21 protein-coding genes are annotated in these 22,350 nt (G+C 54.4%); 11 read left to right on the forward strand and 10 right to left on the reverse strand.

The window, feature by feature from the left end; translation table 11 throughout:
• Positions 1-11: 11 nt before the first annotated feature.
• Together AAIG26_RS04675 and AAIG26_RS04680 are read right to left on the reverse strand one after the other, a co-directional pair.
• Positions 12-362 (reverse strand): copper-binding protein, encoded by a 351-nt coding sequence (locus AAIG26_RS04675; protein WP_343180074.1) that lies wholly within the window; start codon positions 360-362, stop codon positions 12-14.
• A 55-nt stretch (positions 363-417) separates the two neighbouring features.
• Positions 418-828 carry a DUF2946 domain-containing protein gene (locus tag AAIG26_RS04680; protein WP_343180338.1) on the reverse strand — a complete coding sequence of 137 codons (411 nt, stop codon included), beginning with the start codon at positions 826-828 and terminating at the stop codon, positions 418-420.
• Between the two features lie 346 nt (positions 829-1,174).
• Here AAIG26_RS04680 and dcuC point away from each other — a divergent pair, with 346 nt between their 5' ends.
• The 4 genes from dcuC to uspG all read left to right on the forward strand — a co-directional run bounded on the left by dcuC (position 1,175) and on the right by uspG (position 4,579).
• Positions 1,175-2,551: an anaerobic C4-dicarboxylate transporter DcuC gene (gene dcuC / locus AAIG26_RS04685; protein ID WP_045508942.1), complete on the forward strand. Its 1,377-nt coding sequence runs from the start codon at positions 1,175-1,177 to the stop codon at positions 2,549-2,551.
• 97 nt (positions 2,552-2,648) lie between these two features.
• A complete protein-coding gene (gene rna / locus AAIG26_RS04690) occupies positions 2,649-3,452 on the forward strand; it encodes a ribonuclease I (RefSeq protein ID WP_020456992.1) in 804 nt (267 codons plus the stop codon).
• A 138-nt stretch (positions 3,453-3,590) separates the two neighbouring features.
• A complete protein-coding gene (gene rnk / locus AAIG26_RS04695) occupies positions 3,591-4,001 on the forward strand; it encodes a nucleoside diphosphate kinase regulator (protein ID WP_017455866.1) in 411 nt (136 codons plus the stop codon).
• Positions 4,002-4,150: 149 nt separating this feature from the next.
• Complete coding sequence (uspG, locus tag AAIG26_RS04700) at positions 4,151-4,579, forward strand: universal stress protein UspG (protein WP_343180075.1); 429 nt, start codon at positions 4,151-4,153, stop codon at positions 4,577-4,579.
• Between the two features lie 80 nt (positions 4,580-4,659).
• On the opposite strand, the gene ahpF is transcribed toward uspG, so the two are convergent.
• Entirely contained in the window at positions 4,660-6,225 is a 1,566-nt protein-coding gene (gene ahpF, locus AAIG26_RS04705; protein WP_313627173.1) for an alkyl hydroperoxide reductase subunit F, read from the reverse strand.
• Between the two features lie 241 nt (positions 6,226-6,466).
• A complete protein-coding gene (gene ahpC / locus AAIG26_RS04710; protein ID WP_002894394.1) occupies positions 6,467-7,030 on the reverse strand; it encodes an alkyl hydroperoxide reductase subunit C in 564 nt (187 codons plus the stop codon).
• Positions 7,031-7,397: 367 nt separating this feature from the next.
• On the opposite strand from ahpC, the gene dsbG reads away from it, so the two are divergent.
• Positions 7,398-8,144 (forward strand): thiol:disulfide interchange protein DsbG, encoded by a 747-nt coding sequence (gene dsbG, locus AAIG26_RS04715; RefSeq protein ID WP_020456990.1) that lies wholly within the window; start codon positions 7,398-7,400, stop codon positions 8,142-8,144.
• Between the two features lie 40 nt (positions 8,145-8,184).
• Here the strand turns inward: dsbG and AAIG26_RS04720 are convergent, their stop codons facing one another.
• Positions 8,185-9,345, reverse strand: a complete 1,161-nt coding sequence (locus tag AAIG26_RS04720; protein WP_160270951.1) for a pyridoxal phosphate-dependent aminotransferase — start codon at positions 9,343-9,345, stop codon at positions 8,185-8,187.
• Between the two features lie 116 nt (positions 9,346-9,461).
• Between AAIG26_RS04720 and AAIG26_RS04725 the strand changes: the two genes are divergently transcribed.
• The 6 genes from AAIG26_RS04725 to AAIG26_RS04750 all read left to right on the forward strand — a co-directional run bounded on the left by AAIG26_RS04725 (position 9,462) and on the right by AAIG26_RS04750 (position 15,191).
• Positions 9,462-10,076 carry a methylthioribulose 1-phosphate dehydratase gene (locus tag AAIG26_RS04725; RefSeq protein WP_343180076.1) on the forward strand — a complete coding sequence of 205 codons (615 nt, stop codon included), beginning with the start codon at positions 9,462-9,464 and terminating at the stop codon, positions 10,074-10,076.
• Positions 10,073-10,762: an acireductone synthase gene (gene mtnC / locus AAIG26_RS04730; protein ID WP_343180077.1), complete on the forward strand. Its 690-nt coding sequence runs from the start codon at positions 10,073-10,075 to the stop codon at positions 10,760-10,762. Before AAIG26_RS04725 ends, mtnC begins: the two co-directional genes overlap by 4 nt.
• On the forward strand, positions 10,759-11,301 hold the full coding sequence (locus tag AAIG26_RS04735) for an acireductone dioxygenase (RefSeq protein ID WP_343180078.1): 543 nt from the start codon (positions 10,759-10,761) through the stop codon (positions 11,299-11,301). The genes mtnC and AAIG26_RS04735 overlap by 4 nt, the downstream gene beginning before the upstream one ends.
• Before the next feature lie 567 nt (positions 11,302-11,868).
• The gene (locus AAIG26_RS04740) at positions 11,869-12,441 is read left to right on the forward strand and encodes a DUF1349 domain-containing protein (RefSeq protein ID WP_343180079.1); all 573 of its coding nucleotides are present in this window, start codon (positions 11,869-11,871) and stop codon (positions 12,439-12,441) included.
• A gap of 436 nt (positions 12,442-12,877) precedes the next feature.
• Complete coding sequence (locus AAIG26_RS04745; protein ID WP_343180080.1) at positions 12,878-14,416, forward strand: methyl-accepting chemotaxis protein; 1,539 nt, start codon at positions 12,878-12,880, stop codon at positions 14,414-14,416.
• 322 nt (positions 14,417-14,738) lie between these two features.
• A complete protein-coding gene (locus AAIG26_RS04750) occupies positions 14,739-15,191 on the forward strand; it encodes a DUF1311 domain-containing protein (protein ID WP_343180081.1) in 453 nt (150 codons plus the stop codon).
• A 73-nt stretch (positions 15,192-15,264) separates the two neighbouring features.
• Here AAIG26_RS04750 and AAIG26_RS04755 read toward each other — a convergent pair whose 3' ends face one another.
• The 5 genes from AAIG26_RS04755 to AAIG26_RS04775 form a co-directional block, all read right to left on the reverse strand.
• The gene (locus AAIG26_RS04755) at positions 15,265-15,525 is read right to left on the reverse strand and encodes a hypothetical protein (protein WP_343180082.1); all 261 of its coding nucleotides are present in this window, start codon (positions 15,523-15,525) and stop codon (positions 15,265-15,267) included.
• A gap of 41 nt (positions 15,526-15,566) precedes the next feature.
• Positions 15,567-15,839, reverse strand: a complete 273-nt coding sequence (locus AAIG26_RS04760) for a MafI family immunity protein (RefSeq protein WP_343180083.1) — start codon at positions 15,837-15,839, stop codon at positions 15,567-15,569.
• Positions 15,839-16,174: an SdpI family protein gene (locus AAIG26_RS04765; protein WP_020456974.1), complete on the reverse strand. Its 336-nt coding sequence runs from the start codon at positions 16,172-16,174 to the stop codon at positions 15,839-15,841. Before AAIG26_RS04765 ends, AAIG26_RS04760 begins: the two co-directional genes overlap by 1 nt.
• A 170-nt stretch (positions 16,175-16,344) precedes the next feature.
• Positions 16,345-18,006, reverse strand: coding sequence for a ShlB/FhaC/HecB family hemolysin secretion/activation protein (locus tag AAIG26_RS04770; RefSeq protein ID WP_343180084.1), 1,662 nt, complete (start codon positions 18,004-18,006; stop codon positions 16,345-16,347).
• Between the two features lie 100 nt (positions 18,007-18,106).
• The gene (locus tag AAIG26_RS04775) at positions 18,107-22,294 is read right to left on the reverse strand and encodes an MBG domain-containing protein (RefSeq protein WP_343180085.1); all 4,188 of its coding nucleotides are present in this window, start codon (positions 22,292-22,294) and stop codon (positions 18,107-18,109) included.
• Positions 22,295-22,350 lie beyond the last annotated feature (56 nt).

Below are 22,350 nucleotides of genomic sequence, written 5' to 3' on the forward strand. Positions count from 1 at the left end.
GTTGCCCCCGGTTAGCGTTGCGGCGTTAATGAAACGAGCTGGTAGCCGTTTTCGCTTTGTACAAAGCTGAACTCGACCTTATCGCCCACGTTCACCAGTGCAAACGTGCTGCCTTTGGCCAGGGCAAACTGCATGGTCATTGGCGGCCAGTTCAGCGCGGGAATAGCGTGATGGGCAATAGAAATCGCATCGGGGGTAATTTTCTTGATAACGCCCTGGCTTTGATAGGTCTGCGCTTGAGCGTGCATGGCACCATGCGAAGACATATCGTGCATGCCGTGCATTGCGGGCATATCTTCCGCGTAAGCGGCAAGGGAGAAAAACAGCACGCCAGAGAGCATGCAAAGAAGAGAAGAACGCATAATAAAACTCCTGTTAAACAATGAAATTAATAAAATTCAATGGATTAACAGGTTTTTATTCACGGAACCGGCAAAAACGAATCGTTGCCGGCGGGCCTATAGCGGGAGGGGTTAACGACCATCCGTCATGCGCGACGGGGGAACAAACAGGTTCAGCGACCACCAGCGTCAGCGAAACGGGCAGCGCTACCAGTGAAGCGTTATCGGTATCTTTTTGCGCCAGATCCGGTACACAATGCTTTTCGCACAGCGGCGTTTTCATCATGTCCATATGCGGCGCGCTGTCCGACATCATCATTCGATGGTCCATATGCTGAACCATCATATGTTCACCCTGCACGCTGACACTGCAGTCATGGGAAGCGAGCGCCACCTGGCTTTGAATCAGCAGCCAACCAAACGCCAAAAGCAGCATCAATAGATGCCGCTTAATAAAGCGCAATCGGTATAGCCAGCCTGCGTGCATAACGTCGCCATGGGTGAAAGGAAAGTAACGGCGAGTATAAGCAGCATTATTTTTAATTTTAAAGCGTTTTTTAACTAATTTACGCCCGGAAATAAAGCGCAACCGAAACCGTTAAATTCATTAACTTATCAGCACTTTTTAAATAACAAATTTATCATTTCCTATTAATCCCAATTATTGCTTAAGCAGTATTAATTAAGTGGGGTGATAACAATTTGACGCGATTATTCGCTCAACACATCGCTTTGTTGATTTTAATCATCTACCCGCTGGCTATTATTCGGCACATTGCGTTGCCAGTTTTTTTACTTACTTTTCATTCAGGTCAACCTCCGGGGCCAACAACATGTTATTAACACTCATTGAACTGCTGATAGGCGTGGTGGTGATTGTCGGCGTGGCGCGCTACATCATCAAAGGCTACTCCGCCACCGGCGTGCTGTTTGTCGGCGGTCTGGCGCTATTAATTGTCAGCGCGCTGATGGGCCACAAAATATTACCAGGCAGCGCCACCAGCACTGGCTATAGCGCTACCGATATTGTCGAATACATTAAAATCCTGCTGATGAGTCGCGGTGGCGATCTCGGCATGATGATCATGATGCTGTGCGGGTTTGCCGCTTATATGACCCACATCGGCGCCAATGACATGGTGGTGAAGCTGGCTTCGCGGCCGCTGCGCTTTATCAACTCGCCTTACCTGCTGATGATTGCCGCCTATTTTGTCGCTTGCCTGATGTCGCTGGCGGTCTCTTCCGCAACCGGCCTTGGCGTGCTGTTGATGGCAACGTTGTTCCCGGTGATGGTCAACGTCGGTATCAGCCGTGGTGCGGCAGCAGCCATTTGTGCTTCTCCGGCGGCAATCATTCTTTCGCCCACCTCCGGTGACGTAGTGTTGGCCGCGAAAGCCGCAGAGATGCCGCTTATCGACTTCGCGTTTAAAACCACCCTGCCCATCTCTATTGCGGCAATTATTGCCATGGCGATTGCCCACTTTTTCTGGCAGCGCTACCTGGATAAAAAAGAGCATATCGTCAGCGAAATGCTGGATGTGAAAGACATCACCACCAGTGCGCCCACCTTCTACGCCATTCTGCCGTTTACGCCGATTATCGGCGTGCTGATTTTCGACGGCAAATGGGGCCCGGAACTGCATATCATCACCATTCTGGTGATTTGTATGTTGCTGGCGGCAGTGCTGGAATTTTTACGTGGTTTCAATACACAAAACGTCTTTTCCGGGCTGGAAGTGGCTTATCGCGGTATGGCTGACGCGTTTGCTGGCGTGGTGATGTTGCTGGTCGCCGCCGGGGTTTTCGCCCAGGGGTTAAGCACCATTGGCTTTATCCAGAGCCTGATTTCGATTGCCACCTCGTTCGGTTCAGCGAGCATTATTTTGATGCTGGTGCTGGTCACGCTGACCATGCTGGCGGCAATGACCACCGGTTCCGGTAACGCGCCGTTCTACGCCTTTGTCGAGATGATCCCGAAACTGGCGCACGAATCCGGTATCAACCCGGCTTACCTGTCGATTCCAATGTTGCAGGCATCCAATCTTGGTCGCACCATCTCTCCGGTTTCCGGCGTGGTAGTTGCCGTGGCGGGGATGGCGAACATATCCCCGTTTGAAGTGGTAAAACGGACTTCGGTACCAGTGATCGTCGGTCTGATTGTGGTGATCATCGCCACCGAAGTATTAGTCCCGGGTGTCGCAGTACATTAATTTATAAATGCCATTTATGAAAAAGCGCCTGCCCGGCGCTTTTTTTATGGTTTAATAACGCATGGCAATTACCCGGATACATCCATCAGGAACCGATATGTTTATAAAGGGATTCTTCACCTGCGCAAGCCTTGCCGCAACGCTGTTCTCCGTCGCTTATGCCGCACCGCTCAAGCCCACACAGTATGGTGACTTTGACCGCTATGTTCTGGCGCTCTCCTGGCAAACCGGTTTTTGCCAGAGCCTGCACGCGCAAGGTCGCAATGAGCCTGATGAGTGCCGACCGCAAAAAGAACCCGCCAACAAAGCCGATTATCTGACCGTGCATGGCCTGTGGCCTGGCCTGCCAAAATCCATCGCCGCGCGCGGTGTCGACGAGCGCCGCTGGATGCGCTTCGGCTGCGCCACGCGTCCGATTCCAAACATGCCGGAGGCGAAAGCCAGCCAGAAATGCGCCGCGGCGGAAACCGGCTTGTCGCTGGAAGTCGCCAATAAACTCAACGCCGTGATGCCGGGCGCGGGCAGCACCACCTGCCTTGAGCGCTATGAATATGCCAAGCACGGCGTCTGTTTTGGCTTCGATCCGGACGACTATTTCGGCGCGATGGTACGCCTGGACACGGAAATCAAACAGAGCGCGCTCGGCCAGTTTCTGGCGGAAAACTACGGGAAAACCGTCACCCGTGACGCATTCAACGCCGCCGTCGCGAAAGCCTACGGCGATCAAAGCGTGAAAGCGGTGAAGCTGACCTGTAGCGGCAACCCGGCGTGGCTGACGGAAATGCAGATCGCCATCAAAGCCGGGGCGATAAATGCACCGCTCGCAGCCACCTCTTTGCTGCCGCAACCGCACCCCGGCAACTGCGGAAACAGCTTCGTGATTGATAAAGCGGGCTACTGATAAATCATAATTCCGGCAAATGTGCGCGGCATCACTTCACAGCGCGCTGCCGTGTCAGTATTATCCCCTTTAGACAAACCCTCGCTGCCAGTCGGCGAGGGTTTTTCTTTGGATCAATCACCTGACATGGAGTACCAGATGTCCAGACCTGCCATTATCATTAATGAGCGAGACGCCGAGCGCCTCGACCGTCTGCTTGAGCAGCCCGCTCACGCTAACCTGCCGGTCGCGGATGCGCTAAATGAAGAGTTGGATCGCGCCCAGATGTGCGCCCCAGAAGCGATGCCACATGATGTGGTGACGATGAACAGCACGGTAAAATTCCGTGAGCTGAAAAGCGGTGAAGAGCGCGTGCGCACGCTGGTTTATCCGGCGAATGTGACCGACAGCGCCAGCCAGCTTTCGGTGCTTGCGCCTGTCGGCGCAGCGCTACTGGGTTTGCGCGTTGGCGATACCATTCACTGGGAACTGCCGGGCGGCACCACCACCGACCTTGAAGTACTCGAACTGCTGTACCAGCCCGAAGCCGCAGGCGATTTCATGCGCTAAGCCCCGCCCTGCGTTGTTATGCAGAGGATGCGCCCGCATCCTCTTTCCGTTCCCGCCCGTTTATTCTTCAGATTTGCCATCCAGGCAGCAAAATATTCCTCCCGTTTATGATTCAATCAGAAGGACATAATCTACAGGGAGAAACGTTTATGTATCAGACAATCATTATGCCGGTCGATGTTTTCGAAATGGAGTTAAGCGACAAAGCCGTGCGTCACGCTGAATTTCTCGCTCAGAGTGAAGGCGTTATCCATCTTTTGCATGTACTACCCGCCTCCGCCAGCCTGAGTCTGCACCGTTTCGCCGCTGATATACGCCGTTTCGAAGAGCATCTGCATCAGGAAGCGCAAACACGCCTTAGTACCATGATCACGCACTTTTACATTGATTCTTCACGCATTCATGTTCATGTCCGTTCTGGGAACGTGCGCGATGTGGTCAATGAGTTAGCCGAAGAGTTGAATGCTGATATGGTGGTGATTGCCTCGCGCAATCCGTCCATCTCCACCCACCTGCTCGGCTCGAACGCCGCGAATATCGTGCGCCACGCGCACATTCCGGTGCTGGTGGTCAGATAAAGACGCTCAGGCGTAAAAAAAGAGGCTACCAACGGTAGCCTCTTTACATTTGCAGGTATTGTTTACTTTCTTATTTTTGCTTACGCAGTTTTCGTGCGGATAAGGTAGTCAAAGGAACTCAGAGAGGCTTTGGCACCTTCACCCGTGGCAATAATGATCTGTTTGTACGGCACCGTGGTGCAGTCACCGGCGGCAAACACGCCTTTCACGCTGGTTTCGCATTTCGCGTCGATAATAATTTCGCCCATGCGGTTGCGCTCAATCGCGCCTTCCAGCCAGGTGGTGTTCGGCAGCAGACCAATCTGCACAAAAATCCCCGCCAGCGCCACGCTGTGAACATCGCCGCTCACACGATCGCGGTACTCAAGACCGGTCACTTTGCTGCCGTCGCCTTTCACTTCAGTAGTCTGCGCGTTCAGAATAATGTTGACGTTTTTCAGGCTGCGCACTTTGTCCTGCAACACCTGGTCAGCTTTCATTTCCGGGGCGAATTCAAGCAGTGTTACGTGCTCGACAATCCCCGCCAGATCGATAGCCGCTTCCACACCGGAGTTACCACCGCCGATCACCGCCACGCGCTTGCCTTTAAACAGCGGGCCGTCGCAGTGCGGGCAGTAAGTCACACCTTTGGTGCGATATTGATCTTCGCCCGGCACATTCATGTTGCGCCATTTCGCGCCGGTGGCAATGATAATGCTGCGCGCTTTCAGTACCGCGCCGGAGGCGGTTTCAATCTGGTGCAGACCGCCTTCCACCGCAGCCGGAACCAGTTTGCTGGCGCTCTGGCTGTCAATCACGTCGACGTTGTAATCCGAGACGTGCGCTTTCAGCGCACCCGCCAGTTTCTGGCCTTCTGTTTTCGGCACAGAAATGTAGTTTTCAATATCCACGGTATCCAGTACCTGGCCGCCGAAACGCTCGCCCATCAGGCCGGTACGAATGCCTTTACGCGCTGAGTAAACCGCCGCCGCCGCACCCGCCGGGCCGGAACCGACAATCAGCACGTCGTAAGCGTCACGCTTGTTCAGCTCTTCCGCCGCGCGTTTTTCCGCACCGGTATCAATTTTGGCGACAATTTCGCTCAGCGTCATACGCCCCTGACCGAACTCCTGGCCGTTAACGAACACGGCCGGCACACCCATCACGTTACGATCGGTGATTTCGTTCTGGAACGTACCGCCATCAATCGCCGTGTGTTTAATACGCGGGTTCAGCACCGCCATCAGGTTCAGCGCCTGCACCACGTCCGGGCAGTTATGGCAGGAGAGCGAATAGTAGGTTTCAAACTCAAAATCGCCATCCAGATCGCGGATCTGCTCAAGCAGCGCCTGCGCCTCTTTTGACGGATGACCACCGGTCCACAGCAGCGCCAGCACCAGAGAAGTAAATTCGTGACCCAGCGGCGAACCGGCAAAACGCGGGCCGTTATGCGAGCCAGGGTTAGTGATCAGGAACGACGGTTTACGCACCGCCAGGCTGTTGTCTTCTTTAAAGGAGACCTTGTCTGACAGTTCAGCGATTTCGCCCAGCAGTTCTTTGATTTCTGCCGATTTCGCGCTGTCATCCAGCGTAGCAATCAGCTCAACAGGTTTAGTCAGTTTCTCAAGGTAGGCCTTGAGTTGGGTTTTCATAGTAGTGTCGAGCATAACGTTCTCCCTTAAAACATCATCATGCAAGCCGAATTGTTTAAGGCTGCATCAATGCAACTTGCATCATGGTGCTGAATAAAACGGGCACCCAAAAGTACCCGTTTGCCAGATAATTTCCCCAGTATTTCGCGCCAGAGCAAGGCGGCTAGCCTGAGCGTCCCCGGGAGCTTACACCACTAAGTGAACGGGGCGAGCAGGCGACGCCAACGCCGCTATGGCGTGAAAGACGACAGGAAATTTAGATTTTACCAACCAGATCCAGGGACGGAGCCAACGTCGCTTCACCCTCTTTCCATTTCGCCGGGCACACTTCACCTGGGTGAGAAGCCACGTACTGTGCTGCTTTGATTTTACGCAGCAGGTCAGATGCGTCGCGGCCGATGCCTTCAGCGGTGACTTCGATAGCCTGGATGATGCCCTGCGGGTCAACAACGAAGGTGGCGCGATCGGCCAGACCTTCATCTTCACGCATGTTGTCGAAGTTACGGGTCAGGGCGCCAGTCGGGTCACCGATCATCGCGTATTTGATTTTCGCGATGGTTTCGGAGCTGCTGTGCCACGCTTTGTGGGTGAAGTGGGTATCGGTGGAAACAGAGTAAACGTCCACGCCCAGTTTCTGCAGCTCTTCGTAGTGGTCAGCCACGTCGCCCAGTTCAGTCGGGCATACGAAGGTGAAGTCAGCCGGGTAGAAGAAGAAGACGCTCCAGCGGCCTTCGGTATCTTTCTCGGTTACTTCGATGAACTCACCGTTTTTGAACGCCTGGTTTTTAAAAGGTTTAATCTTGGTATTAATTAAGGACATCTATACTTCCTCCGTGTTTTCGTTGGGGTGTAAGTTAACGAACTTCGATTGATTGAGCCAATGCGTTTGCTTTATCAAATCAATAAGTGTTAGCTAACAACCCGCAACGAGCAACCTTGTGAACGGCTGAATTGCCAAAAGTAAAAAGGCCACCGCGACGGGTGGCCTCGATACCTGAAATACCCGTGGGTAACTTCAGCGCCAGCAAGCTGGCTTTGCGTTGCGCTCATAACCTGTTGGTCATCAAGCGTTGTTGATTACACCACTGCGGGCACGTGAGGACAATGCCTTGCCCGGCGGTCTTACCGATGGTTGTGATAGGTTTTCTCTACCCTTGCTCTTTCCCACTGTTTTTATAAGGATTTTTATGCTCAAGCGCCTGTTAATGCTGACCCTGCTCCCGCTGACTCTGCACGCCGAAGAACTGCCTGCGCCGGTAAAAGCCATTGAAAAACAAGGCATCACCATCATTAAATCCTTCGACGCGCCGGGCGGCATGAAAGGCTATCTCGGTAAATATCAGGAAATGGGCGTCACCATTTATGTCACGCCGGACGGCAAACACGCTATCTCCGGCTACATGTACGACGATGCAGGCACCAACCTGAGCGAAAAGCTGATCGCCAAAGAGATTTACGCCCCGGCAGGCCGTGCGCTGTGGCAGCAGATGGAAAAAGCCGACTGGCTGCTGGATGGCAAAAAAGAGGCACCGCGCGTGGTGTACGTCTTTGCCGACCCGTATTGCCCGTACTGCAAACAGTTCTGGCAGCAGGCACGCCCGTGGGTGGAGTCCGGCAAAGTGCAGATCCGCACGTTGTTGGTTGGCGTGATCAAACCGGAAAGCCCGGCGGCCGCGGCAGCGATTATGAGCGCGCAGGATCCGGCAAAAAGCTGGCACGACTTTGAGCAGTCGAACGGCAAAATGGCGCTGACGTTACCGAAAAGCGTACCGCCGGAAATGATGAAAAAGCTCAACATCAACCAGAAAATCATGGACGATCTCGGTGCGAACGCCACGCCTGCCATTTACTACATGAATGAAGACAATGTGTTGCAGCAGGAAGTCGGTTTGCCGGACGCGGAAAAACTGAACACGATTATGGGCGAGAAGTAAAAGCAGTCACGGCGGCGCAGGCAGCACCGCCGTTAACCTGTTACAGCTTACACAGGCGCTCTGCCGCCGCCAGCAGCGTCGATTCCTGTTTCGCGAAGCACAGACGAATCAGTTTGTGCGGGAAAGGATCGGCGCAGAACACCGACAGCGGGATCGCCGCCACGCCAACTTCTTTCGTCAGCCACTGGCAGAAACTCACATCGTCCAGATCGGAAATCGCACTGTAATCCGCCAGCAGGAAGTAGGTGCCTTCGCACGGCAAAATCTCCAGCTTGCTGCGGCTGAGCGCATTGACCAGCACATCGCGCCGCGCGCGGTAAAACTCCGGTAGCTCACGATAATGTTCCGGCTCGGCGCGCAGCATATCCGCCAGCGCCAGTTGCGCCGGAGTATTCACCGAGAACGTCAGATACTGATGAACCTTGCGCAGCTCCGCGCTGATGGCGGCAGGCGCCACGCAGTAGCCCACTTTCCAGCCCGTCATATGGTAGGTTTTGCCAAATGACGACACTGCCACCGCCCGCTCGCGCAATTGCGGATGCGCCAGCACGCTGGCATGCCCCTCTTCGGCAAAACAGATGTGCTCGTAGACTTCATCGCTCAGCACATAGATTTCGCGTTCGGCAATTGCCTGCCACAACGCAGCGAAATCCGCCTTTTGCCACACCGTCGCCGACGGGTTGTGCGGCGTGTTCAAAATCACCAGCCGCGTGCGGTCGCTGAGCAACCCCGCAAACTGCTGCCAGTCGACGCGAAAATGCGGCGGTTGCAGCGCAATGCGTTTCAGCACCCCGCCGGAAAGCTCGACCGCTGGCGCGTAACTGTCATAGCTCGGATCAAAGCAGATCACCTCATCGCCCTGGCGTACCAGCGCAGTAATCGCCGCGTACAACGCTTCGGTCGCCCCGGCGGTGACGGTGATATCGGTATTAACATCCGGTTTATGCCCGTACAGCGCGGCGGTTTTATCGGCAATCGCTTCACGCAGCGCCTGCACACCGGTCATCGGCGCGTACTGATTCGCCCCCTGCGCCACATGAAACGCCAGCCGCTCCTGCAAATAGCGTGGGCCGTCGAAATCCGGGAAGCCTTGCGACAGATTAATCGCCTGGTGCTGCTGCGCCAGGGCGCTCATTTGCGTAAAGATGGTGGTGCCAAGCGCGGGAAGTTTACTTTGTGGAATCAGTGCATTATTGCTCATTATTAGCTGCCTGCCTGTGATACGCGTGTTGCCACCACTATAACACGATGCTAGTATTTGGCAATCAAGACGCTTAGACGTCTATACGATAACAATATTCCTTATAAGGAAGGGTGATGACAGACAACCTGCAACTCCAACAACTCGTTGCCGCCTGCCACTGGATAGGCGCAAAAGGCTGGGCACCCGCTACCGGCGGGAATATGTCCGTGCGCCAGGACGCCGACTGGTGCTGGCTGAGCGAATCCGGCAAAGACAAAGGCAGCCTGACCACGGCGGATTTTTTGCAGGTGTCGATTGCCGATAACCATGCCCCTTCCGGTCGTAAACCCTCGGCGGAAACTGGCCTGCACACCTTGATTTACCGCCTCTACCCGCAGGCCAACGCAGTGCTGCACGTACACACTGTGAACGCGACGGTGCTGTCTCGGGTGGAGAAATCCCCTGCCCTGCTGCTGAACGGTTTTGAGATGCAAAAATCCCTGAGCGGCCAGACCACGCACCTGGACACCGTGCCGGTGGCCATTTTCGACAACGACCAGGATATCGACGCGCTGGCGGCTCGCATCGCCGACTATGCGCAGACCCATCCGCTGCGCTATGGTTTTCTGCTGCGTGGCCACGGGCTAACCTGCTGGGGGCACGATGTCGCCGAAGCCCGCCGCCATCTGGAAGGGCTGGAGTTTTTATTTGAATGCGAAATGCAGCGTCGCCTGCTGGAGAGACCATGATCCGCGCTATCGTTACTGATATTGAAGGCACCACCAGTGATATCCGCTTTGTGCACAACGTCCTGTTCCCTTACGCCCGTGAACGCCTGGCGGCGTTTGTCACAGCCGAGCAGTACAACGAGCCGGTGAGCACCATCCTGGATAATCTGCGGGAAGAGATCGCCCGGCCACAAGCCAGCACCGCCGAACTGATTGAGGTGCTGTTTGCTTTTATGGATGAAGATCGCAAATCAACGGCGCTGAAAGCGTTGCAGGGCATTATCTGGCGCGACGGTTATGTGAACGGCGATTTCAAAGGCCACCTTTACCCGGACGTGTTGCCCCAGCTTGAGAAATGGAAAGCGCAGGGTATTGATCTGTATGTATATTCCTCTGGCTCGGTGGCGGCGCAAAAACTGTTATTTGGCTACAGCGACGAAGGTGATATTACTCCTCTGTTCAGCGGGTATTTCGACACGCTGGTTGGCGCGAAACGCGATGTGCAGTCGTACCGCAATATTGCTGCGCAGATTGGGTTGCCGCCCGCGTCCATTTTGTTCCTCTCCGATATTCATCAGGAGCTGGACGCCGCCGAAGCGGCAGGTTTTCGCACCACGCAACTGATTCGCGGCGATGATGACGCAGCCAGCCATCATTACCAGGTTCCCTCTTTCAGCAACATTAAGCCGGAGCAGATCCCTTCATGAGCGCACTGACGATTTACACCGATACCGACGCCAGCACGCCGGTGTGGCACAGCACCGACGCCGCAGAGATCCAGCAAAAACTGAACGCCAAAGGTGTGCGTTTTGAACGCTGGCAGGCCGACCGCGATCTCGGCGCAAACCCGACACCGAAGACGGTGATCACCGCTTACCAGCACGCCATCGACAAATTGGTGGCCGAGAAAGGTTATCAAAGCTGGGATGTGATCAGCCTGCGCGCCGATAACCCGCAGAAAGAGGCGATGCGCGCCAAGTTCCTCAATGAACATACGCACGGCGAAGATGAAGTGCGCTTCTTTGTGGAAGGCGCGGGCTTGTTTTGCCTGCACATCGGCAGCAACGTTTACCAGGTGCTGTGCGAGAAAAACGACCTGATTTCCGTTCCCGCCGGAACCCCGCACTGGTTTGATATGGGCTCAGAGCCGAACTTCACCGCCATCCGGATTTTTGATAATCCAGAGGGGTGGATCGCGCAGTTTACCGGCAGTGAAATTGCGGACGGGTATCCGCGGTTGGCGTGATAATAAGGCTCCTTTTGGAGCCCTATTTTTAGATTTTCATGGTGGCTATCTAACCTCCATACAGGCATCTAAGGGATTACTTTTCTGTCTATCTCGTCGATCCCATTCTCAACGCAGCAACCGCTTGCTACACCCTGCTTTGTTGGCGCGCCATCTTCTTTCATCGCATCAAATGACTGAGCGGAAAATCGCCGCAGAAGAGTATCAGATCTAACCCATACGGCTTCCACTACGCTCAGTTAACGCTTTTGGGAGCCTGCCCGGTTCACGCTTTTTTAAGCACCTTTATGATGCACGGATATTCTTCTGAATAGACACAAGCCACTTACTCACCTCCTTTTGCTAAGCCAAAACCCCCATATCCCTGCAAGCCTTCATTCCTGAATGGGATACGTTTTTTGGAGCGCAGTGTTTTACGGGAAAAAACGATATCTCATTATTTTCACAACGCCTTTGTTACGACGAAACATTTGTGATCCCTGCGTAATAGACCACGCCCCGCACTGGCAATCTCCCACTCCACCGGCGACACTCTTTAAGCCGCCAGCACAGATAAAGGAGCGAAACATGACGGGTGATTTTTACTGGATTAACGAACCGCAGCAGTGGCGTGAAACGCAGGGCAAAATGGAAGTGGTCACGGATGGCAGCACCGATTTCTGGCGCAAGACCTGGTACGGGTTTGAGCGCTTCAGCGGCCACGGTTTTGTGCGCGATGTGACGGATGATTTCACCTTTCAGGTACGGATTCAGGCGCGTTTTTCCGAGCTGTATGACCAGGCGGGCGTGTTGTTGGTCGCGGACGAACAGAACTGGCTAAAAGCCGGGATTGAGTTTAACGATGGCGCGCCCGCCATCGGCAGCGTGCTGACGCAGGGTTATTCAGACTGGGCGACCGGTATTTTCCCCGGTGACGCGGGCGATTTCTGGCTGCGCCTGAGCCGCAAAGGCGACGCGCTACGGCTGCAATACTCCACCGATGGTCACATCTGGCCGCTGCTGCGGCTGTGCCATTTTCCCCACTCGCGTTGCGCGGTTGGCATGATGTGCTGCACACCGGAACGCAGCGGTCTGGAAGTGGTCTTTTCTGAAATGGCGTTCACGCCGCTGCTGGAAAAAGATCTCCACGATCTGAGCTAGGTTCACCAGCATATCAGCGCCTCAAGTACAGCGCAGGCAGTCGACGCGTTATTGACGTTACAGGCTGCCTTACCTAGCCAGGCCGAGAAAAATATTCACTCATAAATATCCTTTTCTAATAATTCCGTTGATAAACTTTTTCTTGTGCTACACATTATTTCAGTTTTACTAAACTCTCGCGTTAAATAGTGGTAAAAATACACAATATATTATTCACTCAATAACAACATGCTTTGAATATATTATATAGACAATACTTTTAGTCATTTCATTAAAAATTTAGCGCTTGTATTTAAAGGTTATTTTCCCGAACACTTACCAAGCTAATGAAAAAGTAAAACTCACTTCTCTTTTTATTCATTTCGCTATGAAGGTTTCACTTTAGTCGCCGATAAAAATAGTGTTCCCCTGGATATGGAAAGTACCTGAGGCTGTTATGACCATTCTTAAGAAATTATTAGTCGTGTTTGCTATAACATTTGTTGCCATGATTGTGCTCGGTGGTCTTAGCATCCGGGCATTAGATAATGCGCAATCACGTTTCGATTACGTTGTTGAAAATAGTTTACCGAGTATCAGTAAGCTCAGCGAGGCGCTCCAGCACCGCGAAGAGGCGCGTCGACAAATCCTGATGTCACTGTTGGTCACCGATGAGGCAGTGTTTACCAAACATATGGCGCAAGCGAAAGATGAGCTAAATAAAACCAACGAGATATTTAAATATTATCGTGAAAAGCTTATTAGTGACGACATTGATGCACAGCAATTAAAAAAGACGCAAGATTCCTTTGATGACTATTTGCAAAAAGCAGAATCCATGGTTGGTGTTTATCACAGCGAAGGTGTTGAAGCGGCTCGAAAAATGGTTTCTGATGGCGGTATAACTGCCAATGCCTCTGTTGCTCTGAGCGCAAATATTAAAGATATGCTGATTCATAATTATAATATTGCTGCTAAATACGCCGAAAATAACCATGCACAATATATCAATACTTTTTGGCTATTAGTGGGAACCATTATCTTTTTGCTGGCGTTAATTGCCGTATTTGCTTCGTCAATCCTGAGCTATTTAAACAAGGGTTTAAAAAGCCTGCAAAAAAGTATGGAAACCATCAGCAGCACGCTGGATCTGACGCTTAAAGTTGATCTGCATAAAAAAGATGAACTGGGTGCAACTGCCAGCAGTTTTAATAACCTGATGGAGAAAATCCGCGAAGTGTTGAGCAGCGTAAAAGATGCCAGCAACGAAGTGGATGTCGCGGCGAGCGAGATCGCCAAAAGCAATGATGACCTGTCATCCCGCACCGAATCGCAGGCCTCGTCGCTGGAGCAAACCGCCGCCAGCATGAACGAATTGTCAGCCACGGTGCGCCACAATATGGATAACGCCCAAGAGGCGAACGCCTTTATTGGTCGCGTACAGTCAATGGTGAATGAAAGCCATCGTGAGCTGAGTTCCCTGCAAAAATCCATCGACGATATTTCCGCGTCTTCGGCGAAAATCTCTGAAATCACCGACATTATAGACGGCATCGCCTTCCAGACGAACATCCTCGCGCTCAACGCAGCGGTGGAAGCCGCCCGTGCCGGTGAGCAGGGCAAAGGCTTTGCGGTGGTGGCCGGCGAAGTGCGATCGCTCTCGCAGCGTTCCTCGGTGGCGGCACGTGATATTCGTGGTTTAATCGATGAAGCCATCAAGAATGTCGGTCAGGGCGTCAGCTATGCGGCCAACGTGACCACGCGGATGAACGAGGCGCTGGGCGCGGTTGATGAAACCACGGTACTGATTAATCAGGTGAATAACTCTTCAACCGAGCAGAGCCACGGTATTGAGCAGGTTAACGTGGCGGTCAGCCAGATGGAGGGCAACCTGCAGCAGAATGCCGCCATGGTTGAAGAGATGGCCACCGCCGCGAACTCACTCAGCCACCAGGCCGGTAAACTGCTTAACGATGTAAACGCCTTTAAGCTGTAACCCATCATTGTCAGGCAAGTGCCCCCTACGCACTTGTCTGACAATCTTACCTCTCTCCGGCCTTCCTCGATAAATCCCCCAAATATTTACTTCTGATGCATTCCCCCTGAAACTGCTTAGCAGCAGTGCCAGACTCTGCTTTGCAACGCAACACAAACAGAAAATCACACAGGCCTACTTTGGCATGGTATTGCGGGGCGCTGGGCCATAAAAACCCTGGCGGTTTGCGTAGCTAAAACGATAAAAAAATCGTTGAGTTAATTCGTAAGCGTGGTTTTTATATAGCCTTTGAAGCGAACCGAAAAAGGATTAGCCTTCTGCCATGCAAATCATAAAAATTGCACTTGTCATCGTATCGCTATCAATTTTCAGTGCGGGTGCCATCACGCTTGATTCAGGCAAAGCTATCCAGCAATGCCTTACACTGCCTGCCTATGGTGATGAAAAAAACCAGACACAATGCAAAGAGGACTTAAAAAATAAATCAGAAAAATCACTACAAGAAACAATCGCTAAGATAAAAACACGGATAAACAACGATTACGATACGCCCTATCACCTTAATGATCCTGAAGGCAGTGAGATAAAAGATCTGTTTTGGGAGAGATTTAATAAATCTCAACAGCTTTGGATCGCATCACGAAATGAGTTCTGTGCAGCGTCAGCGTTATTAGTTGGCGAGTGGGCGGCAAGCCAGGATGATTTACAGACGCAATGCATTATTAATCAAAACACTGATCGCGAGCAGTTATTAAAAGCGACCTATATAAAATAAGCTGCCAGGCACCTTTATGCCGGAGTATTTTTGCTGTCGCAGGAAATAAACCTGGTGGTGATTCTCCCGGCTTCTACAGTAAGCCTAACGCTTCCGGTAAATGGCTAACAAACGCGGTTTTATCGGCTGGATAGTGCCGTGATAACTCAATAAATATCGCCGTCAGGTGATGTTTATCATCTGCTTTTAATGTTTGCAGTTCAGCGGCAACCTGCTCCAGCGCATTGATGGCGGTGTCCTGATCCAGTTGGTTTTCATCGGTGAACTCAAGGAAAATAGCCAAATCGGCGATCACTTTTGCCAGCGCAATTTCACAACGTGTTGGCAATTTCACCTCTCCTTATGGATGCATTTTCAGTTTTTTCGGCGCAAATATCACAAAGCGGAACCGCCTTCTTTAACTATCAGCGCTTTCATATGTTCAATACTGAAAACACCCCATTTACCGCCGTAGTCGTTAAAAATCTCTACGGCGAGGCGGTACTCCTCTTCGCTGATGAGCGCGTCTTCTTCGACGATATAATCGCAGATCGTTTCGAATGCTAAACCACTCTCACCGTAATCGACGTACTCAATGGCAAAGCGCAGTTTCTCTGCATTCACGCGGCCAGCAAAACGCGCACCAAAGGTTTTAATGCCCTCGCGCATTATGATCCTCTTTTTTCCCGCGATTCGTTGACCAGCGCGCAAACCACCGGCACAGATACCGCCAGCAAAAACAGCATGATGCTGATCATTGCGTTACCCGCGTTTTCACGCCAGTTACCAAGCAGCGCCGAAAGCAGAAAAAATCCCACACCGCAGAGCAGCATCACTTTGCCAAAAAGGCGGTTCGCCCGATACCAGGCCGTGTCATCCCGCAAGGTTAGCGCGGTGCGCACACCGTAAAAACGATTGGGTTTGATACGTTGTCGCGCCAGCGGAATAGCAATCGCCATTAGCACCAGCATCCCAACGCTGAGGGAGAGAAAGATGTCGTTCATTGCAGGCTCCTTATGCTGAGCAGACATACATTCCGGACGTTTGTTATGGCAAAACATCATGTGCCCGACAACGGGATAAAGCAACGGCTATCCCTTGAGCGGGATCGCGCATATGTTTAGCGGAGAGATAGAAACCCGCACACCGGACGGTGCGCGGGAAAGTGCGAGGCTTAGAAGAAGGTCAGCAGGCTGAGGTTAAAGCGGTTGTCCTGCGATTCGCCGCTTTGATTGCCGTGCGCGTACTCCAGCGTTAGCAAGGCGCTGTTCGGGCTCGCGGCCTGGCTGGCGCTCAGGCGCAAACCGGCACCATACGCGCTACCATGCACCTCTTTTTTCTCCAGCGCCGTCGGTTTTGCCTGGCTTACCGAACCCAGCGAACCGAAGACGTATGGCATTACCGCGCTGCCAAAGTCGGGTGCCCAGGAGAACGCGCCCAGCGGCTGCGGTAAGCCAACTTCAGCACGCGCGGCCAGGGCGCTATCGCCGCTGACCGTGCCGGAATCAAACGCCGACAGCCAGCTGCTGCCGCCAAGTGAAGCCTGCTCAGAGGACGGCAGGGCCTGGTCAAACGAGGTCTGCGCCAGGCCAGAAAGGGAGAGTTGTACTTTGCCATCCACCAGCGGCTGGCTGTAGTTCATGGTCAGCTCCAGTTTCTGGAAATCGGGATCGGCACCGTTTCGGCTCATCGGCAGATCGATGGTGCCGTGGCGTGCGCCCAGGCCGTCGATACCAAAAGAGGCCGTCAGGCTGGAGGCGAAACGCGCGTCAAAATCGGTGGTGTAATCCATCGACTGCGCCACGCGTACAATGCGCAGACGATCCTCGGTAAACGGCACGTCGGTGTTATTGAACTGCAAGTGCTGCGTTTCGTTTTGCACATCCAGCGACAGCAAAGTCGAGGTGTTAAAATCACGCGCACGCACCCAGTGGTAACCCAGGCGTGTCGACAGGCGCTGGAAATGATCGCGCGAGGTCAGCCCGCTGTCGGTTTTCGGTTTGGTGCGGCTGTCCACCCCTTCGACGTTCATCCACAAACCATCTGTGCCAAGCGGTACGACCACGCCGAGCGCCCACTGGCGGTTACGCGGCTGCGTATCCGTAAACGGGTTATCGCCGCGCGGGTAACCGTTCAGGCGCGCGTATACCTGCTCGCCAAAACCCGTCAGGTTATTAAGCTGCCCGCCAAGCCCGAGTGAGTATTTACCCAGTTCGTCAGAAAGGCCGTTATCAAAGGTTACCAGCCCGGCAAGCGGATCGTAGCGGCCATCAACAATCAGCACCGTTGAGCCCGGTTTGCTGCCCGGTTTGAGGGTCGATTTCAACATCACGCCCGGCGTGTCACCCGCCAGCAGCAAACGCCGCTCGAGCGCTTTACGGGTTAAATGTTTCTCGCCCACCAGCGGTTGCAACAGGCTTTCCACCCGGCGGCGCGCAGTGTCCGGCAGCGCAGAGGCATCCACTTTTTCCACGTAACCGTCGGTTACCACCACATGCAGCGGCGCACCATCTTTGATTTGTTGCGGCGGCAGGCTGACGCGCGCCAGCAAGTAACCCGCTTTGATGTAGGCGGTTTCCAGTTCCTGCGCGGCGGCAAACAAATTCGCGGCAGAGACGCGGCGACCTTTGACGCGCGATTCAATGCGCGCCGTTTCGCTCGCTAACTGCGGAAAACCGCCTTCAACCAGCAGACCGTCTGGCGTGACAAACAGTTTTTCCGCGCCGTTCGGCGCAGTAAGCCCGGTGGTGGCAGGCAGCGTAATGCCGCCGCCGGTGTGCTGCTGAACCGGCGCATAAGAGGGTTGCACCAGTTGGCCGGCGCTGGGAGCCGCCATCGCGGTTCCTGCGTGTAAGCTCGCGGCGATACTCAGGCTCAACAATGTCGGTGCTAAAAGTGAAGAGTGTGAAAATAAACGCATGAGTTATCTCTTATTTTTACTTGCCGGAGCAGGAAAGGGCTAAATCGGCGCCCATGGAACAAACCGCACCCGCCAGGCGAGGATCCGCCGTGGCGATAACCGCGTTATCCGCGCTACCAGCGCTGCTGGCATCATGGGTCACCAGCATCGTATTACCGGTTAACTGACGCGTCACATCCTGCGCAAAGACACGGTTGCCAATGGTGGCGGCTAACGGCGTCGCTACCGGTGTTGATGTCGGAGTCGGGGTTGGCGTCGGAGTTGGCGTGCCCGGCTGGTCATTTACCACAAGCGTACCGTCGATATAGTTGATGGTGTAATTACCCAGCCCGTTACCGGTGGCATTGGCGGCAATCACCGCGTAACTGCCCGCAATGGCGGTGCTGTCTGCGCCGTCACTGGTGACATCCACGTGCGCGATCGCATCGCTGTTCAGCAGGCCGCTGGCGCTATAGCCCAGTTGCGCGGTACTTCCAACCGTTTTGCTGCCGCTATTCGCGGTGATGGTCAGTGCAGCAGGTGTCACGTTCAGCGTGCCGTTGTAGCTAATAACGTAGTTGGACAAACCGCTGCCGGTTGCACCGCTACCATTGATACCGTAGCTGCCAACATTAGCCGTCGCCGCTGCACCTGCGCTGCTCAGCGCCACGCCGGTCACCGTGTCGCCATTGAGCAGGCCGAGCACGCTGTAATCGCTCAGGCTGATAAGGTCGCCGTAGGTTTTGCTGGCGTTGCCGGCGTTGATCACCAGTTGTGCCGGCGTCACGTTCAGCGAGCCTGCACCGTAGCTGATGGTGTAATTCGACAAGCCGTTGCCGTTCGCATTGCTGGCGTTGATGGCATAACTGCCCACGCCTGCGGTGATGGCGGCCCCTGCGCTGTTAAGGGCGACATTCGTTACCGTATCGCCGTTTAACAAGCCCACAATGCTGTAGCCACTTAGGTTCGCCGCATCGCCATAAACCTTGCTGGCGTTCGCGGCGGTGATGGTCAGCGTCGCGGGTGTGACGGTCAGGTTGCCGTTGCGATAGACAACGTTGTAATTGGCAAGCCCGGTGCCTGTCACGTTGCTGCCCACAATGCTGTAGCTGCCAACGTTAGCCGTGGTGGCAAAGCCCAGGCTGGTATAGGTCAAGCCGTTCACGGAATCGCCATTGACCAGGCCTTGCGCGGAGTAATTCACACTTCCCGGGAACTGACCATACACTTTGCTGGCGTTAGCCACGTTAATGGTCAGCGTAGCTGGCGTCACCGTGGCGCCAACGCCCACAATGCTGGCTGGCTGCCCGTTGGGTTTAAGCGCGCTGACACCGGTGGTGTCCAGTGCATAGCTGCCGACGTTATCGGTGCTCCTAAGCCCGTTTGTCAGGCTGCCGCTGATAGCGTTCCAGAACCCGGCGCCGTAGTAAGTTGTAATCGGGTTCGTACCGTAGATAGCAGTTTGCGCCACGCCAACAATACCGGACACGCCGAACAGCGCCGGTGTAGCGGAACCGGTGGCCGGTGCCCAGACTTTATTATCCAGCCCGATAAAATTCGCGCTGTTGTTCATTTGCGCGGTGGTTAAACCGGTGATCGCTTCCGTACCGTTGGCACCGCGCCCGATGCCTGCCGCGACGTTATCGCTATTCCAGTAGAGGTTACTCTGCGTTCCGCTACCGCTTTTGGAACCCACCACCCCGCCAATCGCGCTGGGTGTGGAGGTCACGTTGATGGTATTGGTTGCAATGCTATTGCTGATCGTTCCGGTGTTACTGCCTGCCAGTCCGCCTGCCTGCGCGTTCAAACCGGCGTTAATCACGCCGGAGGAGTAGACATTGTTGATACTGCCGGCGTTATTACCGGTCAGCCCGCCGACATAACCAATCGCACCGCCCATCCCGCTGCCGGTAACGCTACCGGAAACGTAGCTTGCGCTAATCGTGCCGCCCGCCATGTTGTAGCCGGTCAGACCGCCGACATACTGCAAGCCGTTGCCGCTGGTGCCGGAGAGATTCAGGGAGCCGTCGAAATAACTTTGCGTAATGTTTTTGCTGTTCTGCCCGACCAGACCGCCCCAGTAAGACCAGTTAGAGCTGTTCGTCGCGCTAATTGACGCCCCGGAACGGCTGTAGGAGATCTGCCCGGCGTTGTTACCCACCAGCCCGCCCATGTAGGCTGTGGCATCGGACGAGCGGGTCAATGAGCCAAGCACCGTAGAATAGGCGATAGTGCCGGTGTTGTAGGCTGCCAGCAGTCCGGCGTAGAACGGCGATGTCGAAGACGCGGTGAGCTGCGCCGAGTTCAGCCCCATGTTGCGGATGGTGCCGGTGTTATAGCCAAACAAGCCAACATAGGTATCCGCACTGTTAATGGTCAGGCTGGAGATGGTGTGCCCAAGCCCCGTGAAGATGCCGCTAAACGGCGCACTGGACGAGACGCCAACCAGTGAAGAGGTATATGTGTTGCCAATAGCAAGAATGTTTTGCGCCAGCGCGTATTTGCCGCCAAGCCCGGTGCTGTCAATGGCATCGAGATCCGCCATCGTGCGGATCAACGTGTAATTCTGCCCACCAATGGTCAGTGAGGCATTCGCGCCAGGTATTGTTATCTGTTTGCCGGAGAGCAGCGTGTAATCTTTGCCGATGCCATAGTTCAGCGCCAGGCCCGCATTCGCTCCGGTCGCCGAGATATTACCGTTAAGAATGATGTTGCCAGCCGCCGCCAGCGTTAAGGTGGTGTCGGTCGTCCAGCCAAGGTTCGTGGCAAGCGTGATGTCGCCATTCTGGCTGCCGGTCGAGCCGGTGGAAACCGTGACGTTGGCGGTCGAGAGCGCGTTTTGTAACGTGGTCACGTTAATAACACTATCATCCGCGCTGGCGCTAAAACCGGAGCCACTATCCGCCGCCGAGGAGATGACCACGTTATGCGGATCGAGCAGCAGATTGCCGAATTTGCCGCTTTGCGCAGAGAGATCGGTGCTGCCGGTATAGGCCAGTTTGGCTTTGCCGGAGACTTCCGCTTCGCCGCCTTTGCCGGTGCCCGCGCCGCGTGCGCTGATTTTACCGCTGAAGGTTGTCTGGTTATCCGACCACACCACCACATCGCCGCCATTCCCCTGGACTGTCGCATCAGCGGTGATACGGCTGGCGCTGTCAATGTGTGTATCCGTGGCGCGTTGCGTGCTGCCTTTGCCCTGACGCTCGCCGCCAATGTTAATGTTACCGCCGCCGGTTTTGCCGGAAGCGTCCACTTTCGCCCCCGCCAGTGCAATGTTATCGCCGGTGACAGTGATTTTCCCGCCTGCGCCGCCGCCCGATTTCGCGCTCAGCGTGCCGGAAAGCACTACATTGCCGCCTTCACCGCCGCCAATGACGATGGAGCCGTTCTGGCCGCTAACGCTGTCGGCTTCGACCACGCCGCTCAGGTTGATGGCGTTACGCGCCGCATTGCGCGCCGTGGCGGCTGTCATCACCACCGAGCCGCCCTGTGCCGACACCGTGCCGCTATTTTGGATCAGCGCCTCTTTCATGCCGGAATTACCCGGTACAGCGACCTGCAGGAAGCCATCGCCGGAGAGATCCAGGGTGGCAGATTCGCCCGCGCCCAGCCCCACTTTGCCGACCGGGACGTTGATTAAACCGTCGTTTTTGACGTTGCCGCCAATCAATGCGGCATAGCCGCCGCGACCAACGCTTATCACGCCTGCGTTGCTCACTTCAGCCGATGAACCGTTGCCGGTGAAGACGCGCTTCCCTTTGAGGAAGTCTTCATCTTTGATGTCCAGCGTCGAAGCAACAAAGCCGCCGCCGGTTTTCACCGTGCCACCCGGTGTAATGGCGATACCGTTCGGGTTCACCAGGTAGACCTGACCATTAGCCGTTATCGAACCGGCGATGGTGGATTTTGTTGTGCCTGTGACGCGGTTAAGAATGGCGGAAGAGCTGCTCGGCTGAACGAAATCGACCGAATTGCCCTTGCCGACGGAGAAACTGTTCCAGTTAACGATCGCCGTGCCGGAGTGCTGGTTCACCGTGACGGCGGAACCATTTTGCCCAATGGAGACCTGCCCCGCCGCGACATTCGCGCCGGTGGGCAACTCGCCCGCTAGCGCGGGGGCTGCGCAAAGGGCACTGACAAACAGCGCGATAAAACGTTTTGTAAAAACCGGTGGCGTATTACTGCCCTGGTGCTGAGCTGAAGAACGGCAAAACGATGATGTCATGAGCATCATTCCTGTGATGGCAAGAAGAGTAATGGGGTGTTTACTCGCAAGCTGCT

Origin of the sequence: Kosakonia sp. PSU_27 (assembly GCF_039409795.1) — a bacterium.
Classification (GTDB): domain Bacteria; phylum Pseudomonadota; class Gammaproteobacteria; order Enterobacterales; family Enterobacteriaceae; genus Kosakonia.

Excerpts from the sequence above, each read along its gene's own strand:
- AAIG26_RS04735 (WP_343180078.1), top strand. The coding sequence starts at position 10,759 with ATGAGCGCACTGACGATTTACACCGATACCGACGCCAGCACGCCGGTG.
- rnk (WP_017455866.1), top strand. The coding sequence starts at position 3,591 with ATGTCCAGACCTGCCATTATCATTAATGAGCGAGACGCCGAGCGCCTC.
- AAIG26_RS04720 (WP_160270951.1), bottom strand. The coding sequence starts at position 9,345 with ATGAGCAATAATGCACTGATTCCACAAAGTAAACTTCCCGCGCTTGGC.
- AAIG26_RS04765 (WP_020456974.1), bottom strand. The coding sequence starts at position 16,174 with ATGAACGACATCTTTCTCTCCCTCAGCGTTGGGATGCTGGTGCTAATG.
- rna (WP_020456992.1), top strand. The coding sequence starts at position 2,649 with ATGTTTATAAAGGGATTCTTCACCTGCGCAAGCCTTGCCGCAACGCTG.
- AAIG26_RS04775 (WP_343180085.1), bottom strand. The coding sequence starts at position 22,294 with ATGACATCATCGTTTTGCCGTTCTTCAGCTCAGCACCAGGGCAGTAAT.
- AAIG26_RS04740 (WP_343180079.1), top strand. The coding sequence starts at position 11,869 with ATGACGGGTGATTTTTACTGGATTAACGAACCGCAGCAGTGGCGTGAA.
- dsbG (WP_020456990.1), top strand. The coding sequence starts at position 7,398 with ATGCTCAAGCGCCTGTTAATGCTGACCCTGCTCCCGCTGACTCTGCAC.
- ahpC (WP_002894394.1), bottom strand. The coding sequence starts at position 7,030 with ATGTCCTTAATTAATACCAAGATTAAACCTTTTAAAAACCAGGCGTTC.
- mtnC (WP_343180077.1), top strand. The coding sequence starts at position 10,073 with ATGATCCGCGCTATCGTTACTGATATTGAAGGCACCACCAGTGATATC.
- dcuC (WP_045508942.1), top strand. The coding sequence starts at position 1,175 with ATGTTATTAACACTCATTGAACTGCTGATAGGCGTGGTGGTGATTGTC.
- AAIG26_RS04770 (WP_343180084.1), bottom strand. The coding sequence starts at position 18,006 with ATGGCGGCTCCCAGCGCCGGCCAACTGGTGCAACCCTCTTATGCGCCG.
- AAIG26_RS04725 (WP_343180076.1), top strand. The coding sequence starts at position 9,462 with ATGACAGACAACCTGCAACTCCAACAACTCGTTGCCGCCTGCCACTGG.
- AAIG26_RS04675 (WP_343180074.1), bottom strand. The coding sequence starts at position 362 with ATGCGTTCTTCTCTTCTTTGCATGCTCTCTGGCGTGCTGTTTTTCTCC.
- uspG (WP_343180075.1), top strand. The coding sequence starts at position 4,151 with ATGTATCAGACAATCATTATGCCGGTCGATGTTTTCGAAATGGAGTTA.
- AAIG26_RS04680 (WP_343180338.1), bottom strand. The coding sequence starts at position 828 with ATGCACGCAGGCTGGCTATACCGATTGCGCTTTATTAAGCGGCATCTA.
- AAIG26_RS04745 (WP_343180080.1), top strand. The coding sequence starts at position 12,878 with ATGACCATTCTTAAGAAATTATTAGTCGTGTTTGCTATAACATTTGTT.
- AAIG26_RS04760 (WP_343180083.1), bottom strand. The coding sequence starts at position 15,839 with ATGCGCGAGGGCATTAAAACCTTTGGTGCGCGTTTTGCTGGCCGCGTG.
- ahpF (WP_313627173.1), bottom strand. The coding sequence starts at position 6,225 with ATGCTCGACACTACTATGAAAACCCAACTCAAGGCCTACCTTGAGAAA.
- AAIG26_RS04750 (WP_343180081.1), top strand. The coding sequence starts at position 14,739 with ATGCAAATCATAAAAATTGCACTTGTCATCGTATCGCTATCAATTTTC.